Origin of the sequence: Actinoplanes nipponensis (assembly GCF_016862275.1) — a bacterium.
In the GTDB taxonomy this organism is placed as follows: domain Bacteria; phylum Actinomycetota; class Actinomycetes; order Mycobacteriales; family Micromonosporaceae; genus Actinoplanes; species Actinoplanes nipponensis.
Map to the genome: position 1 here is coordinate 118199 of NZ_BOMQ01000004.1, position 15896 is coordinate 134094.

The window sequence follows — 15896 nt, forward strand, 5'->3', positions numbered from 1 at the left end:
CACCGGACGTAACGGTTCGGTGAATGCCCGTGTGAACACTTACTTCGGTGCCGGATCGTGGGATAGCGTCCCGCCCCATGACGGGCGCAGTTGTGTCCTGCGGCACGCAAGTGCCAATCGACCGGCCGTGGCTCGGTGGGTTCGGTATGGAGGAGGGTTCCAACCTTGAGGCAGGTTCTCGCACGTGCCATCGGCGGGTTGGCCGTTATCGGCCTCATCGCCGGTGCTGCTGCTTGCAACAGCGACAGCGGCAGTGATGACACGGCCAGTGGCAACTGCGGCTACAAGCTCGCGTTCTTTGGTGCCCTGACGGGGTCTTCGGCGAACCTCGGTGTGAACATCGAGCAGGGCTTCGAGCTGGCTATCAACCAGTACAACGAGAAGAAGGGGTCCACCTGTATCGAGGTGGCGAAGTTCGACTCGCAGGGTGAGCCGGGTGTCGCGCCCGGTGTGGCCCGTAACCTGGTCGCCGACAAGAAGATCCTGGGCATCGTCGGCCCGCCGTTCTCGGGTGAGTCCGAGGCCGCCGACCCGATCTTCGAGGCCGCCGGCATCCCGACGGTGACCCCGTCGGCGACGCGGGTTTCCCTGTCGGCGAACGGCTGGAAGACGTTCCACCGCGCGGTCGCCAACGACGACGCGCAGGGCCCCGCCGCGGGCAACTACATCAAGAACGTCATGAAGGCCGAGAAGGTCTTCGTGGCGAACGACCAGTCCGCGTACGGCGCGGGTCTGTCCGAGGTCGTCGAGAAGACCCTCGGCTCCGCGGTGGTCGCCAAGGACAAGACCGAGGCCGACGGCAAGCAGACCGACTTCTCCGCCCTGGTGCAGAAGGTCGTCTCCTCGCAGGCCACGGTGCTGTTCTACGGCGGCTACTACCAGAACGCCGGCCTCATCCGTAAGGCGCTCACCACGGCCGGCTGGAAGGGCACGCTGGTCGGTGGCGACGGCATGAAGGACCCCGGTCTGGCCAAGGCCGCCGGTAACGCCGCGGCCGTCGGCACCATCACCACCTGCCCGTGCTCCCCGCCGGAGAAGGCGGGCGGCACGTTCGTCACCGACTACAAGGCGAAGTGGAACGTCGACGCCGGTACCTACAGCGACGTGGCGTTCGACGCGGCCAACATGTTCCTGCAGGGCATCGACGCCGGGAACACGACGCCGGAGAAGCTCAACACCTACCTGTCGACGGTGGAGTACAAGGGCATCGCCAACACGTACAAGTTCACCGACAAGGGCGAGCTGGACCCGAACTACATCAAGGTCTGGACGTTCAAGTTCGACGCAACGGGCAACACGATCGCGGACCAAGAGGTTCCGACCGCCTGAAAAGACTGAGTACCTTGTCGTAGGGCCGGTGCGGCCGGATGATCTCCGGCCGCACCGACCTTCTCGTTTCAGGAGCCCCTTGTGAACTTCTCCGGTCTGATTCAGGACTTCGGGCCGCTCACGATCACGGGCCTGGCCCAGGGCGCGATCATCGCGCTCTTCGCCCTGGGCTACACCCTGGTCTACGGCGTCCTTCGCCTGATCAACTTCGCGCACTCCGAGGTCTTCCTGCTCGGTTCCTACGCCTGCCTCATCGTCTGGGGCTTCTTCGGACTCGACCAGAACTCGGCTACCCCCTCGACCTTGAGCGTCATCGGCCTGCTGTTGCTGGGGCTGGTGGCGGCGATCGTCATCTCCGGCATCACGGCTCTGGGTGTGGAACTGGTGGCCTACCGGCCGCTGCGGAAGCGCAACGCGCCGCCGCTGGCGTTCCTCATCACCGCGATCGGCGCCTCCCTGTTCATCTCCGAGACCGTCGGCGTCATGACCCAGCGCAACATCAAGGGTGTACCGCCGCTGATCCAACCGCGGGACGTCTTCGTCATCGGCAACATGCATGTGACGAATCTGCAGATTCTGATCATCGTGCTGGCGCTCATGTCGATGTTCCTGCTGGATCGCTTCATCAACCGCTCGCGGCTGGGTCGGGGTATCCGCGCGGTGGCCCAGAATCCGGACAGCGCCGCTCTGATGGGCGTGAACAAGGGCCGCGTGATCTCTCTCGTCTTCCTGCTGGGCGGCCTGATGGCCGGCATCGCGGCGGTCATGTACGACCTGAAGATCGGCGTCACGCGGTTCGACGCCGGCTTCCTGCTGGGCATCGAGGCGTTCACCGCGGCGGTGCTCGGCGGTATCGGCAACCTGCGTGGCGCGCTGCTCGGCGGCCTGCTGCTGGGTCTGCTGCAGAACTACGCGGCCTCGCTGTTCGGCACCGAGTGGCTGCACGCCGCGTCGTTCGTGCTGCTGGTGTTGATCCTGCTGGTCCGTCCGACGGGCCTGCTGGGCGAGTCTCTCGGGAGGGCACGGGCATGACAACCGAGGCGACGAGTTCCCCCGCGCCGCAGACGCCGGTTCCCGGTGCGGTCTCCGCGCGGGAGAAGAAGAACAGGCGGCAGGACAGCGGCGGCGTACGCGGCTGGTTCGGCCGGCAGAACCCGTGGGTCCGCGCCGGGCTGATGGTGCTGTTCGCGGTGCTGGCGTTCCTGCTGCCGTACGTGGGCGAGATCCCGCTGATCGGCCCGCAGATCGTCACCCAGGGCATCGACTGGCCGAGCGCGCTGTTCAACATGTCCTACTACGTGCTGCTGGCGCTGGGCCTGAACGTGGTGGTCGGCTTCGCGGGCCTTCTCGACCTGGGTTACGTCGGCTTCTTCGCCGTCGGCGCCTACACGGTCGCCTTGCTGTCCTCGCCGGACAGTGTGCTGCGGACCGAGTGGGGCTGGACGGCCGCGGTGCCGATCGGCCTGGCGGTGGCGATGCTCTCCGGCCTGGTGCTCGGCTACCCCACGTTGCGGCTGCGCGGTGACTATCTGGCCATCGTGACGCTGGGCTTCGCGGAGATCATCCGGATCGTGGCGACGAGTACCGAGACGCTGCGGGGCGACCGGGGCTTCTCGGACATCCCGCACCCGCCGGGCGAGTTCGCCGACGGTAAGCCGATCTTCGGCGTGGCCGATGCGGTGCCGTACTACTGGCTGGGTCTCGCGGTGATCATTCTGGTCATCCTGGGCGTGCGCAACCTGGACAACAGCCGGGTGGGCCGGTCCTGGCTGGCCATCCGCGAGGACCAGGAAGCCGCCGAGATCATGGGCGTGCGGACGATCAAGTACAAGCTGTGGGCGTTCGCCATCGGCGCGTTCATCGGCGGCCTGGGCGGCGTGATGTTCGCCGGCCAGCAGGGCTTCATGAACTCGCAGACCTTCGTGCTGCAGTTCTCGATCCTGGTGCTCGCCGGCGTGGTCATGGGTGGCTCGGGCAACATCGCCGGGGCGATCCTGGGCGGCGCGCTGATCTCGTACATCCCGGACCGGCTGCGCGGCATCCAGGACCCGATCTGGCACACCGACCTGTTCGGCTTCCGGTTCGCCATCTTCGGCGCGGTGATCATCGTGATCATGATCTTCCGCCCGCAGGGGCTGATCCCGAGCCGGCGCCGCGCGATGGAGCTCAAGGACCGCGAGAAGGAGGTGGCTCCCATTGAGTGAGCCGCATATCGAGACGCCGGCCGAGGCCGACGCGGCCAACGCGCGTCCGTTCGATCGGCCCGCGCCCGAGGGCACGGGCACGGGGGCGACAGCTCCGGCCGCGCCGGGCGAGGACGTGCTGCTCGAGGTCGACAACGTCACGCTGCGCTTCGGCGGCGTGGTGGCGCTCAACGAGGTCAGCTTCAGCCTGCGCAAGGGTGAGATCTTCGGTCTGATCGGCCCGAACGGCGCCGGCAAGACCACCTGCTTCAACGCCATGACCGGGGTGTACCGCCCGACCAGCGGCGGGATCCGGTTCCAGGGCCAGTCGATCGTCGGCAAGAAGAAGCACGAGATCACCCGCGGCGGGATCGCCCGCACGTTCCAGAACGTGCGGCTGTTCCCGGAGATGACCGCGCTGGAGAACGTGATGGTGGGCGCGGACGCCCACCACAAGACCAGCGTCATCGCCGCGTTGTTCCGGCTGCCCCGGCACCACCGCGAGGAGCGGACCGGCCGCGACCGGTCGTACCAGCTGCTCCGTTTCGTCGGGATCGAGCACCGCGCCGGCGACGTCGCGCGCAACCTGTCGTACGGCGAGCAGCGGCGCCTGGAGATCGCCCGGGCCCTGGCGACGAACCCGACGCTGCTGTGCCTGGACGAGCCGGCGGCCGGGTTCAACCCGGCCGAGAAGGCCGACCTGCTCGCGCTGATCCGCAAGATCCGTGACAGCGGGGTGACGGTGCTGCTCATCGAGCACGACATGCGCCTGGTCATGGGTGTGACCGACCGGATCGTGGTGCTGGAGTTCGGCAAGAAGATCGCCGAGGGCACGCCCGCCGAGGTGCGCGACAACCCGGCCGTGATCGCCGCTTACCTGGGGGTGCCGACCGATGCTGCTTGAGCTCAAGGACGTCACGCTGATGTACGGGCGCATCCAGGCCCTGCACGGCATCAGCCTGTCGGTCGGCCAGGGCGAGATCGTCGCCCTGATCGGCGCGAACGGCGCCGGCAAGTCGACGACCATGCGGGCGATCTCCGGGCTGCGCCCGGTGGCCCAGGGCACGATCACCTTCAACGGCGAGGACATCACCAAGCTGCGCGCCGACCTGCGGGTGGTGCGGGGCGTCTCGCAGTCGCCCGAGGGCCGGGGCATCTTCCCGGGCATGTCGGTGCGCGAGAACCTGGAGATGGGCGCGTACACGCGGCGCAACCGGGCCGAGATCAACGAGGATCTGGACCGGGTGTTCACCCTGTTCCCGCGGCTCAAGGAGCGCGAGAAGCAGGTCGGTGGCACCATGTCCGGTGGCGAGCAGCAGATGCTCGCGGTCGGCCGGGCGCTGATGAGCCGGCCGAAGCTGCTGCTGCTCGACGAGCCGTCGATGGGGCTGGCGCCGATGCTGATCCAGCAGATCTTCGACATCGTCGTCGAGATCAACCAGCAGGGCACGACGGTGCTGCTGGTGGAGCAGAACGCCCAGCAGGCGCTGTCGCGGGCCCACCGGGCGTACGTGCTGGAGACCGGCGAGATCGTCAAGTCCGGTACCGGCGCCGAACTGCTGACCGACCCCTCGGTCAAGGACGCCTACCTCGGCGTGGCCTGAGAAACTCGAACACCATTGAGGAGTTGACGACGATGTTCCGCACCACCCCCATGCGGCGCGCGATCGTGGGCCTGACCGCCGCGTTCGCGATGACCATCTCCCTGACCGCCTGCGGCGAGGAGTCCGACACCCCGGGCACCGGGTCCGGCGCCACCGTGCCGTCGGCTTCCGCCGACACGTCGCTGGCCGAGAAGGTGCCGGCCGAGATCAAGGCGGCCGGCAAGCTCACCATCGGTACGGACTCCACGTACGCGCCGAGCGAGTACCTGGACGCCGACGGCAAGACGATCATCGGCTTCGACGTCGACCTGTTCAACGCGGTCGCGCAGAAGCTGGGCCTGACCACCGAGTGGCAGTCGGCCAAGTTCGACGCGATCATCCCGGGCGTGACCTCGGGCAAGTACAACGTCGGCGTCTCGTCGTTCACGGTCAACGCCGACCGGTTGAAGGAGGCCACCATGGTGTCCTACTTCTCCGCGGGCACGCAGTGGGCGGCCAAGGCCGGCGCCACGATCAACCCGGACGACGCGTGCGGCAAGAAGGTCGCCGTGCAGGTCGGCACCGTGCAGGTCGACGACATCACCGCGCGGTCGAAGAAGTGCACCGACGCCGGCAAGCCGAAGATCACGATCGACCAGTACCAGGCCCAGAGCGACGCCACCAACGCGGTCGTCTCGGGCAAGGACGACGCGATGCTGGCGGACTCGCCGGTCTGCGCGTACGCGGTGAAGCAGACCAACGGCCAGCTGGCCCTGGCCGGCGACATCTACGACTCGGCGCCCTACGGCTACGTCCTGCCGAAGGCGCAGGCCGACTTCGGCGCGGCCCTCGAGGGCGCGCTCGAGGCCCTCATCGCTGACGGCACGTACAAGACGATCCTCAGCAAGTGGGGCGTCGAGGCCGGCGCCGTCACCGACCCGGCCGTCAACCCGCAGGTTTCCTGACCCGCGCGATGACGACGGAGACAGAGACCGGACGGGCCCGGCCCGAGGCCATCAAGGCCGTGCCCGTCCGGCACCCCGGGCGCTGGGTGGCGATCGCGGTCCTGACCGTGCTCGTCGCCATGTTCCTCCACCTGGTCCTCACCAACGACCGGTTCAACTGGCGCTTCATCTTCGTCAGCATGGGCGAGGGCAAGCGCGGCGCCATGTTCACCGGGCCGGTGCTGGAGGGCCTGCGCGGCACGCTGCTGCTGACGGTGCTGGCGATGCTCATCGGTGTCGGGCTCGGCATCGTGGTGGCGATCATGCGGCTGTCGACCAACCCGATCCTGTCCAGCGTCGCGTTCGTCTACACCTGGGTCTTCCGCGCCCTGCCCCGGCTGGTGCTGGCGATCCTCTTCGGCAACCTGGGCATCCTGTGGGAGCGGATCGGTTTCGGCCTGCCGTTCGACCAGCAGATCGGCAACCTGTTCGGCATCCACGACCTGAACGCGCAGTTCTACAGCATCAAGGCCACCGACCTGCTCTCCGGCTTCCTGGCCGGGGTGCTGGCGCTCGGGTTGTCCGAGGCGGCCTACATGGCCGAGATCGTCCGGGCCGGCATCCAGTCCGTGGACGAGGGCCAGTCCGAGGCGGCGTCCGCGCTCGGCCTGTCCCGCGGCCAGGTGCTGCGCCGCATCGTGCTGCCGCAGGCGATGCGGGTGATCGTCCCGCCCACCGGCAACGAGACCATCGCGATGGTCAAGGACACGTCGCTGGTGGCCTTCGTACCGGTGACCTTCGAGCTGTTCTTCCAGCTGCAGGCGATCAGCTCGCGCACGTTCGTCGTGCTGCCGGTGCTGATCGCGGCGTGTCTCTGGTATCTGATCATCTGCAGCGTGCTGATGGTCGTGCAGTTCTTCGTGGAGCGCTATTTCAGCCGCGGCTACGGCACGGCCGGCAAGGCCCGGATGCGGCTGAGCGGGCTGGCGGCCGAGCAGGGCGGCGCGGCGCCCACGCCGGGTCCGGGAGGAGCGGGGATATGACGGACGAGATGGTGCGCGCGGAGAACGTGCACAAGTCCTTCGGCTCGCTGGAGGTCCTCAAGGGCATCGACCTGGTGGTCAGGCCGGGCGAGGTGTGCTGCGTGCTGGGGCCGTCCGGCTCCGGCAAGTCGACCTTCCTGCGCTGCATCAACCACCTCGAGAAGATCAACGCCGGCCGGATCTTCGTCGACGGCGACCTGATCGGCTACCGCGAACGCGGCGGCAAGCTGCACGAGCTCAAGGAGAAGGAGGTCGCCGCGCAGCGCCGGGCCATCGGCATGGTGTTCCAGCGGTTCAACCTCTTCCCGCACATGACGGTGCTGCAGAACGTCATGGAGGCGCCCTGCCGGGTCAAGCGGGAGAACAAGAACGAGGTCCGCGACCGGGCGGCCGCGCTGCTCGACCGGGTCGGCCTGGCCGACAAGATCGACGGGTACCCCAGCCAGCTCTCCGGCGGCCAGCAGCAGCGGGTGGCGATCGCCCGGGCGCTGGCCATGCGGCCCAAGCTGATGCTCTTCGACGAGCCCACCAGCGCGCTCGACCCCGAGCTGGTCGGCGAGGTGCTGGACGTGATGAAGGACCTGGCCCGCGACGGCATGACCATGGTCGTGGTGACCCACGAGATCGGCTTCGCCCGCGAGGTCGGCGACTCGCTGATCTTCATGGACGGCGGCGTCGTGGTCGAGCAGGGACCCCCGCGCGAGGTCATCGGCAATCCGCAGCAAGAACGAACCCAGGCATTCCTGAGCAAGGTGCTGTAAAGCAGGCGGGGCGGTCCCGGTTCTTGTCGTACGGCGAGACTAGAGTTCAGCGACGTGAGTGACGACGCCCAGACCCCCCGCTTGCTGCTGCTCGACGGGCACTCGCTGGCCTATCGCGCCTACTTCGCGCTGCCGGTGGAGAATTTCTCGACGCAGACGGGCCAGCCGACCAACGCCGTGTTCGGCTTCACCTCGATGCTGATCAACATGCTGCGGGACGAGAAGCCCACGCACATCGTGGTCGCCTTCGACGTCTCCCGGGTGTCGTTCCGCACCGAGAAGTACGCGGAGTACAAGGCCGGCCGGTCCGAGACCCCGACGCCCTTCCTGGGCCAGGTCAGCCTGGTCAAGGAGGTCCTCGAGGCGCTGCGCATCCCGGTGGTGGAGAAGCCCGGCTACGAGGCCGACGACGTGATCGCCACGCTGTCGACCCAGGCCCGCGCGGCCGGCATGGAGGTGGTCATCTCCACCGGCGACCGCGACGCGTTCCAGCTGGCCGGCGAGCACACCACGATCCTCTACCCGGTCCGCGGCGTCTCCGAGGTCTGGCGGATGACCCCCGAGGCCATCGAGACCAAGTACGGCGTCCCCCCGCACCTCTACCGCGACAAGGCCGCCCTGGTCGGCGAGTCCAGCGACAACCTGACCGGGGTGCCCGGCGTCGGCGACAAGACCGCGGCCAAGTGGATCCTGCAGTACGGCGGCCTGGACGGCATCATCGCGCACGTCGACGAGATCAAGGGCAAGGCCGGCGAGAGCCTGCGTGCCCACCTGGCCGACGTCATGCGCAACTACGACCTCAACGCCCTGGTCTGCGACCTCGAGCTGCCGTTGCGCCCGGAGGACGTCAAGTGGCCGGGCTGGGACCGCGAGGCGGTGCACCAGGTCTTCGACGCGCTCGAGTTCCGGGTGCTGCGCGAGCGGCTGTATGCGTACCTCGAGGCCGTCGAGCCCGAGGCCGAGTCCGGCTTCGACCTGGCCGGCTCGGTGCTGGGCGTCGGCCAGGTGGCCGGCTGGCTGGCCGAGCACGCCCGGCAGGCCCCGGTCGGGGTCGCCGTCACCGGCCGCTTCGGCCGCGGCACCGGCGAGCTGACCGGCATCGCGGTGGCCACCGGCGACGGCCCGGCGGCCTGGTTCGACCCGGCCGCGCTGGAGGAGGCCGACGAGCGCGCGGTCGCCGAGTGGCTGGCCGACCCCGAGCGACCGAAGATCATCCACGAGGCCAAGCCGGCCATGCTGGCCTTCCGCGCGCACGGCTGGGCGCTCGCCGGCGTCCGCGTCGACACCGCCCTGGCGGCCTACCTGGCCAAGCCCGACCAGCGCGCGTACGACCTGACCGACCTGGCGCTGCGCTACCTCAAGCGCGAGCTGCGCGTCGACGCCCCGCAGACCGGCCAGCTCACGCTGGAGGGCCTGGGCGAGGACGAGGGCACGGCCGAGCAGAACGTGATGCTGCGCGCCCGCGCCACCCTCGACCTGGCCGACACCATCACCGAGGAGCTGTCCCGCGACGACGGGGCCTCGCAGCGCCTGCTGGCCGAGGTGGAGCAGCCGCTGGCCATCGTGCTGGGCGAGATGGAGCACGTCGGCATCGCCGCCGACACCGAATACCTGTCGGAGCTGGAGGCGCACTTCGCCGCCGAGGTGAAGGCGGCCCAGCAGGCGGCCCACGAGGTGGTCGGCCGCGAGTTCAACCTCGGCTCGCCCAAGCAGTTGCAGGAGATCCTGTTCACCGAGCGGGGCCTGCCCAAGACCAAGAAGATCAAGTCCGGCTACACCACCGACGCGGACGCGCTGCAGAGCCTGTTCGCGCAGACCGGCGACCCGGTGCTGGAGCACCTGCTGCGCCACCGCGACGTGGCCAAGCTGAAGTCGACGGTGGACGGCCTGCTCAAGTCGGTCTCCGACGACGGCCGCATCCACACGACGTTCAACCAGACGGTCGCGGCGACCGGCCGCCTGTCGTCGACGGACCCGAACCTGCAGAACATTCCTATCCGCACCGAGGAGGGCCGGCGCATCCGCCGCGCGTTCGTGGTCGGCGAGGGCTTCGAGCAGCTGATGACCGCCGACTACAGCCAGATCGAGATGCGCATCATGGCGCACCTGTCCGGCGACGAGGCCCTGATCGCCGCCTTCAACTCGGGCGCCGACTTCCACGCGGCCACCGCCTCGTCGGTCTTCCACGTCCCGGTCGAGGAGGTCGTGCCCGATCAGCGCCGCAAGATCAAGGCGATGAACTACGGCCTCGCGTACGGCCTGAGCGCCTTCGGCCTGTCGAACCAGCTCACCATCTCCACCGAGGAAGCCCGCGGGCTGATGGAGGAATACTTCCAGCGCTTCGGCGGCGTCCGCGACTACCTGCAGGCAGTGGTCCGCCGGGCGGTGCAGGACGGCTACACGGCCACGATCCTGGGCCGCCGCCGCTACCTGCCCGACCTGAGCAGCGACAACCGCCAGCGCCGCGAAATGGCCGAACGCATGGCCCTGAACGCCCCCATCCAGGGCTCGGCGGCCGACATCATCAAGGTGGCGATGCTCCGGGTCGACGCGGCCCTGCGCGCGGCCGGCCTGCGGTCCCGCATGCTGCTCCAGGTCCACGACGAACTCGTCTTCGACGTGGCGCCGGGGGAGCGGGCCGAGCTCGAAGCCCTGGTGCGCCAGGAGATGGGCGGGGCCTACCCGCTGTCGGTGCCGCTGGAGGTGTCGGTGGGCGTCGGCCGCGACTGGAACGGGGCCGACCACTAGGGCGTCCGCGCCCCGCTGCCCCCTGTCCCCGCGCCCGGCGCGCCGATGGCTGATCCTTCGGCCGCGCCGGGCGCGCACGGTTGACCCCTGTGGGCTGCTCACAGGGCTGTGGTGGCCACACGTCTATCGCTGGTTCCTGCCCGTCGCCCCTGTCGTGCTGCCGTGCGAGGCCGCGCTGGGTGGCCTGCTGATACCCGCCCCTCTGCCTGCGCCCCGATCTGGTTCTGCCGCCCGCCGCCGGTGTTCGCCTCCCGTAGCCGCGTCTTTCCGTGCGGCCACAGCTCCGCCCGCCCGGGCACTTCGTCCGTGCGTTCTGTTCCGCGCATTGGTGCCGGTGTCGTCTGTGCCTCTCGTGCCGGCTTCCCTTCTGCTGGACTTCCTCGGTAAGGGCGCATCTGTCTCGCCCGCAGGCCGTCGCATCCTCGACCGCGGCCCTCGTCCACCACCCCGCGGTCCTTCGCACTCAGCTTCTGTCCTCAAAGGATCGACTTGGGCGGTGGCCCAGCATCGATTCAAGATGACACTAGCGCCAATAGGTTTGTTGTGGAAACCTATTGGCATGTCTGTGCAAGCGGTCGTTGCTGGGGCGTCGTGTCGCTGCCGTTCGCCACCCCTTGTGGTGGCGCGTTCTCCGGCCGTGCTCGTAGGCCGAGAGACCTGTGTGGACACGCCGGGTTTGCCTCCGCCATCGTCTACTGGGGTGCCTCTACCCACCGCTCGCCGTCACGCCGCTTGGGCCGTGGCGGGGTGCTGTCGCCGGATAGCGCGGGTCCCCGCTCTCGCAAAGTGACCGCGGTCCTTGCGGCACGGCGGTCCTTGCGACACGGCGGTCCTTGGGACACGGCGGTCCTTGGGACACGGCGGTCCTTGGGACACGGCGGTCCTTGGGACACGGCGGTCTTTGCGACACGGCGGCGTTGCGGCTCGGCGGCGTTGCGGTCCTGCCCGGTTGCGGCTCGCCGGCGTTGCGGTCCTGCGGTCTTGCAGCGTTGCGTCATGCAGGATGGCCTCTTGCGGATCGGCGATCTTGCGGCACTGCGGCACTGCGGCACTTCGGCGCGGCGGCGTGGCGGCACCGCCGGCCTGCGGGCCTGCCGGCCTGCCGGCCTTGCGGTCCTGATCCCCAGTCCCGCCCCTACCCCTCGCGCAGGGTGGCCGATCCCACCCTCCGCTCAACGAACTCGACGACGAATCGGATCAACGATCCGGCTCGGCGGCGCTGCGGCACGGTGCCCTTGCTGCGCACCGCGGCACCGCGGCACCGCGGCACGGCGGCACGGCGGCACGGCACGGCGCCACGGCGGCACTGCCGGCCTGACGGCCTTGCGGTCCCGATGCCCGGTCCCGCCCGCATCCCTCACGCCGGGCGGAACCAACCCCACCCTCCGCTCGACGAACTCAACGAACTCGACGACAAGTCGGACCAACGATCCGGCTCAGCATCCTCACCTCCTCCCGCCCCTCACCGCCGCACACGAGGCGATCCGGCTTCCCGCTCGCCCGTACCGACCCAACCCGCCGGCAACCTTTCCCAGCACCGGAACGTGTTGCCAACAGCGCGATCCAGTCCGAGTCGACCGGAGCTACGCCGTCCACCAAGGAGACAGCGCGGCTCATGCCCGCACCGCAACCATCAACACCCAGGAGGACCGATGACCACCGCACTGACCCGCCGACACCTGCTCACCGCCGCGCTCGCCACCGGGGTCGCCGTACCGCTCGGCGGCGCCGGTCGCGCCTGGGCGGCCCCGGCGGCGTCCGGCCACGGCCGGCTCACGTTGCCAACGCCCACCGGGCCGCACCGCCTCGGCATCGTGTCGCTGCGTCTCGTCGACCGGGCGCGCCCGGACCCGGTCGCCGGTCCCGGACACCATCGCGAGTTGATGGCCAGCGTCTGGTATCCCGCCGACCGGGACGCCCGGCGCCATCCGGTCGTACGGTGGATGCCTGAAGCGTCGTGGCGCGCGCTGCTCGCGTCCGGCGGCTTCGACCCGGATGCCGCGGCGGCGCCCCGCACGGCCGGCCACGAGGGAGCTCCGGCGTTGCGGGCGGCGGGACGGCTGCCCGTGATCCTGTACTCGCACGGCGCCGGCAGCAACCGGGCCGACGCCACCATCATGGTCCAGGAACTGGTCAGCCACGGCTACGTCGTGGTCACGGTGGATCACACGTACGACGCGTACAGCGAGTTCCCCGGCGGCAGGCTGTCGGTGCCGGCCGAACTGTCGTTCACGCCGTGGGATTCCTGCGCCGACATGCGTTTCGTTCTCGACCGCATCGAGGACGTCGCCGCCGGTCGCAATCCGGACGCCGACCGCCGTCCGCTGCCGGCCGGGCTGGGCGCCGTGCTCGATCTGCGCCGCGTCGGCATGGCCGGCTGGTCGAAGGGGGCGACCTCGACCGCCCTGCTCATGAACACCGACCGGCGGGTCCGGGCCGGACTCAGCCTCGACGGGCCGATGCAGTCGCAACCGCCGGTCGCCGGCCTCGACCGGCCGTTCATGCTGATGACCGCGGAGTTCACCCGGGCCGCCGAGCCGAGCGTCGAGGAGTTCTGGTCGCGGTTGTCCGGGTGGCGGCTCAACGTGCAGGCCGAGGGCGCGGTGCACTCGTCGTACATCGACCACCAGTGGCTGGTCCCGCAGCTGGCGCGGATCGTGGGGATGAGCGACGAGGAGCTCGCCGGCTGGATCGGCACCCTGGACCCCGTCCGGGCGGTACGGATCCAGCAGGCGTACCCGCTCGCGTTCTTCGACCTGCACCTGCGTCGCCGCGGACACCTGCTCGACGGTCCGAGCCCGGCGTTCCCCGAGGTGCGGTTCATCGCCTGACGCGCGTCGCGTGACCGCCCGGTCCGCGCCACCCTCGCCGGTCGGGGGTGGTGATGTAGGACACGTCCGCGCGAAGGGCCTGCCCTTTCGTGCGGTTCTCCCGGGCCGAGCGGTCATCGTCGATGGGCAGGCCGGCGCCACCTGCACCGTCCACCTCGGATTCCGTAGGCAGGTGCGGGGCCCGTCGACTCGGCGCGGTCGCGGAGGAAACCGTTGCTGTGTCATGCATCCTGGCCCTGCGCAACTGCCGCCTGGCCGTCCGCGGTTGTCGGCCGGGTGGCCGAATCCGAGACTTGCTTCGGTTTGCAAGGGTGGGCTGATGCCGAGTTCTACGACCGAGATGGCGTCGTCCAGCGCCTGGGTGCCCGTCGTCCGCCGGCCCCTCGACGCCGACCAGGCGCGTGCCTTCGCGCCGATGTTCAAGGCCCTGGGCGATCCGGTGCGGCTGCGGCTGCTCTCGATGATCGCGTCGGCCGGCGGGGGAGAGGTGTGCGTCTGCGATCTCACCGGCTCGTTCCAGCTGACCGGCCCGACGATCTCCCACCACCTGAAGGTGCTGCGCGAAGCCGGTCTGGTCGACAGCGACCGTCGCGGCACGTGGGTCTACTACCGGCTCGTGCCGGCGGCGCTCGCGTTACTCGCCGGCCTGCTGGACGTCGGTTCGGTCGCCGCGGGGGTGTGAGTCGGGTCGGCACGCAGTAGCGGAGGACTTCGTGCCGAGCCGGGACCGCGGGTCAGGGGTACTTCAGGCTGGGTCGATCGGGCCGCGCCGCCGCGAGGCGGGGAAACCTGGCCGGCTCATGCAACCGACGAGGACGTGCCGTTTCCCCGCCTCGCGGCACCACCGACCATCGATCCCTCCGCCGTCTACTTCTTCAGCGGATCGTGACCCCAGTTCATCAACGAATACCGCCACTTCGTCTCCTTGACGTCCCCGCTCGGCCGCTGGGCCAGATGCCGGTGCACATAGCCGGTCACCTTCCGCATGTGCTCCTCGTCGGCCGGCGTCAGGTCACCCTTGCGGGCGTGCAGCAGCTTGACGATCTTCCGGCCGGAGTCGTGACCCACCGATTCGGCGCCCTCGGACTTCTTCTGGCCGACCTCCCGGGACTCCTCGGTCCCGAGCCACTTCTCCAGCTCGCCGGCGGTCATGTTCACCGCCGCGCGGAACTCCTCGTACACGTCAGTCACGGTGCAGCGCCCCCGGCTTGTGCACGGCCTCGCGGCCCGTCTTGTCGCTCTTGACCTTGTACTGCGGGTCGTCCTTCGACGCGTCGACCGTGCGGCCGGCCGCCTCGGTGCGCTTGGTGATCTTCTGCTCGACCGTGCCCTCGACCTTCTGGCCGTGGCTGCTCCACGACACGTGGTCGCCCTTGCCCAGCTTCTCGTCAGGTGTCATGAGCTGGGGTTACCCGGCGAGGACGGCAAGTAACTCACGAAGATCGCGGTGCCCGGGAACAGCCGGCCGCGCAGCGGGCTCCACTGGCCCCAGATCTGCTCGTGGCCGGCCGGCCACTCCGGCTCGATCAGATCCGTCAGCACGAACCCGGCCGCGACCAGCTCGCGGATCCGGTCGCCCAGGGTGCGGTGCTGCTCGACGTAGCTGGGCACCCCGTCGGCGTCCTGCTCCACGTACGGCCGGCGGTCGAAGTAGGGGTGGACCGCCAGCAGGCCGTCCTCGCCCGGCTCGTCGAGGAAGATCCACCGCATCGGGTGAGTGAGCGAGAACACCCACCGGCCGCCGGGCCTGAGCACCCGGGCCACCTCGCGCATCACCGCGCCGGAGTCCGCCACGAACGGGATCGCCCCGAACGCGGTGCAGACCACGTCGAACGAGGACGTCGCGAACGGCAGGGCCAGCGCGTCGGCCTGCACCAGCGGCACCCGTACCCCGCATCGTTCGGCGGCCTCGCGCGCATGCCGCAGCATGCCCGCCGAGAGGTCCAGCGCGACCACCTCCGCGCCTTGCCCCTCCAGCCAGCGGGCCCCGGCCGCCGCTCCCGCGCCCAGCTCGAGGACGCGTTTGCCGCGTACCTCGCCCAGCAGCCGCGCGTCCGCCTCGCGCAGACCCTCCGGGCACCAGACGAAGTCGAGGTCGCCCAGGAACGCGCCGTGCTCGTCCTGGTAGTCGTCCGCGTCCAGATCCCACCAGTGCCGGCTGGCGACCCGGCTCTCGTCGTCGGTCACCGCCCGGCGCAGGGTGCCGGCCAGGGCCGGCGGTTGCGCTTCCATCACGGCCCAAACGGTACGGGGGCCCTGTGACACTTTTCCGGGGAGGCGGCCGAACAGCTCGCTGACCGCCTAAAACCCCCCAAAACACCCGCTCAGACGGGTTCCGCGGGAACAATGTGCCTCGGTCATCAGGAGGCCTTGCAACCTGTGGTAATGCGCACGGTAAGCTAGTCGATGCACTCGCGGATCGTGTGCCTCGGCAGGGAGCAGGTTCCGCAAGTCGTCGGTCCCAGCATGATCCT

General features: G+C 69.5%; 14 protein-coding genes. 11 read left to right on the forward strand and 3 right to left on the reverse strand.

Annotated features, from left to right (window positions below; translation table 11 throughout):
• Window positions 1-165: 165 nt before the first annotated feature.
• From Ani05nite_RS00775 to Ani05nite_RS00825, 11 genes are all read left to right on the forward strand, one after another.
• Window positions 166-1329 (forward strand): branched-chain amino acid ABC transporter substrate-binding protein, encoded by a 1164-nt coding sequence (locus tag Ani05nite_RS00775; RefSeq protein WP_203762785.1) that lies wholly within the window; start codon window positions 166-168, stop codon window positions 1327-1329.
• Between the two features lie 81 nt (window positions 1330-1410).
• Window positions 1411-2361: a branched-chain amino acid ABC transporter permease gene (locus Ani05nite_RS00780; RefSeq protein ID WP_203762788.1), complete on the forward strand. Its 951-nt coding sequence runs from the start codon at window positions 1411-1413 to the stop codon at window positions 2359-2361.
• 143 nt (window positions 2362-2504) lie between these two features.
• A complete protein-coding gene (locus Ani05nite_RS00785) occupies window positions 2505-3533 on the forward strand; it encodes a branched-chain amino acid ABC transporter permease (RefSeq protein ID WP_203762966.1) in 1029 nt (342 codons plus the stop codon).
• Between the two features lie 115 nt (window positions 3534-3648).
• The gene (locus Ani05nite_RS00790; protein WP_203762963.1) at window positions 3649-4416 is read left to right on the forward strand and encodes an ABC transporter ATP-binding protein; all 768 of its coding nucleotides are present in this window, start codon (window positions 3649-3651) and stop codon (window positions 4414-4416) included.
• Complete coding sequence (locus tag Ani05nite_RS00795; RefSeq protein ID WP_203762791.1) at window positions 4406-5116, forward strand: ABC transporter ATP-binding protein; 711 nt, start codon at window positions 4406-4408, stop codon at window positions 5114-5116. Before Ani05nite_RS00790 ends, Ani05nite_RS00795 begins: the two co-directional genes overlap by 11 nt.
• Window positions 5117-5148: 32 nt before the next feature.
• Window positions 5149-6060: an ABC transporter substrate-binding protein gene (locus tag Ani05nite_RS00800; RefSeq protein ID WP_203762969.1), complete on the forward strand. Its 912-nt coding sequence runs from the start codon at window positions 5149-5151 to the stop codon at window positions 6058-6060.
• An 8-nt stretch (window positions 6061-6068) separates the two neighbouring features.
• The gene (locus Ani05nite_RS00805; protein ID WP_203762794.1) at window positions 6069-7082 is read left to right on the forward strand and encodes an amino acid ABC transporter permease; all 1014 of its coding nucleotides are present in this window, start codon (window positions 6069-6071) and stop codon (window positions 7080-7082) included.
• Window positions 7079-7843: an amino acid ABC transporter ATP-binding protein gene (locus tag Ani05nite_RS00810; protein WP_275410485.1), complete on the forward strand. Its 765-nt coding sequence runs from the start codon at window positions 7079-7081 to the stop codon at window positions 7841-7843. The genes Ani05nite_RS00805 and Ani05nite_RS00810 overlap by 4 nt, the downstream gene beginning before the upstream one ends.
• 54 nt (window positions 7844-7897) lie before the next feature.
• A complete protein-coding gene (gene polA / locus Ani05nite_RS00815) occupies window positions 7898-10591 on the forward strand; it encodes a DNA polymerase I (RefSeq protein WP_203762797.1) in 2694 nt (897 codons plus the stop codon).
• Between the two features lie 1652 nt (window positions 10592-12243).
• Window positions 12244-13422, forward strand: a complete 1179-nt coding sequence (locus Ani05nite_RS00820; protein WP_203762800.1) for an alpha/beta hydrolase family protein — start codon at window positions 12244-12246, stop codon at window positions 13420-13422.
• Between the two features lie 319 nt (window positions 13423-13741).
• Complete coding sequence (locus Ani05nite_RS00825) at window positions 13742-14104, forward strand: ArsR/SmtB family transcription factor (protein ID WP_377880048.1); 363 nt, start codon at window positions 13742-13744, stop codon at window positions 14102-14104.
• Between the two features lie 185 nt (window positions 14105-14289).
• Here Ani05nite_RS00825 and Ani05nite_RS00830 read toward each other — a convergent pair whose 3' ends face one another.
• Genes Ani05nite_RS00830 through Ani05nite_RS00840 form a run of 3 tightly spaced genes read right to left on the reverse strand, consistent with a single transcriptional unit; the run spans window position 14290 to window position 15654 of the window.
• Window positions 14290-14613, reverse strand: coding sequence for a DUF3140 domain-containing protein (locus Ani05nite_RS00830; protein ID WP_239129058.1), 324 nt, complete (start codon window positions 14611-14613; stop codon window positions 14290-14292).
• A complete protein-coding gene (locus tag Ani05nite_RS00835; RefSeq protein WP_203762803.1) occupies window positions 14606-14821 on the reverse strand; it encodes a hypervirulence associated TUDOR domain-containing protein in 216 nt (71 codons plus the stop codon). The genes Ani05nite_RS00830 and Ani05nite_RS00835 overlap by 8 nt, the downstream gene beginning before the upstream one ends.
• The gene (locus Ani05nite_RS00840; RefSeq protein ID WP_203762981.1) at window positions 14818-15654 is read right to left on the reverse strand and encodes a class I SAM-dependent methyltransferase; all 837 of its coding nucleotides are present in this window, start codon (window positions 15652-15654) and stop codon (window positions 14818-14820) included. The genes Ani05nite_RS00835 and Ani05nite_RS00840 overlap by 4 nt, the downstream gene beginning before the upstream one ends.
• Between the last annotated feature and the right edge of the window lie 242 nt (window positions 15655-15896).

Bases quoted from the DNA above. Each gene is read 5' to 3' on its own strand.
- Ani05nite_RS00840 (WP_203762981.1), bottom strand. From the start codon at position 15,654: ATGGAAGCGCAACCGCCGGCCCTGGCCGGCACCCTGCGCCGGGCGGTG.
- Ani05nite_RS00835 (WP_203762803.1), bottom strand. From the start codon at position 14,821: ATGACACCTGACGAGAAGCTGGGCAAGGGCGACCACGTGTCGTGGAGC.
- Ani05nite_RS00800 (WP_203762969.1), top strand. From the start codon at position 5,149: ATGTTCCGCACCACCCCCATGCGGCGCGCGATCGTGGGCCTGACCGCC.
- Ani05nite_RS00785 (WP_203762966.1), top strand. From the start codon at position 2,505: ATGGTGCTGTTCGCGGTGCTGGCGTTCCTGCTGCCGTACGTGGGCGAG.
- Ani05nite_RS00825 (WP_377880048.1), top strand. From the start codon at position 13,742: ATGCCGAGTTCTACGACCGAGATGGCGTCGTCCAGCGCCTGGGTGCCC.
- Ani05nite_RS00810 (WP_275410485.1), top strand. From the start codon at position 7,079: ATGACGGACGAGATGGTGCGCGCGGAGAACGTGCACAAGTCCTTCGGC.
- Ani05nite_RS00795 (WP_203762791.1), top strand. From the start codon at position 4,406: ATGCTGCTTGAGCTCAAGGACGTCACGCTGATGTACGGGCGCATCCAG.
- Ani05nite_RS00805 (WP_203762794.1), top strand. From the start codon at position 6,069: ATGACGACGGAGACAGAGACCGGACGGGCCCGGCCCGAGGCCATCAAG.
- Ani05nite_RS00820 (WP_203762800.1), top strand. From the start codon at position 12,244: ATGACCACCGCACTGACCCGCCGACACCTGCTCACCGCCGCGCTCGCC.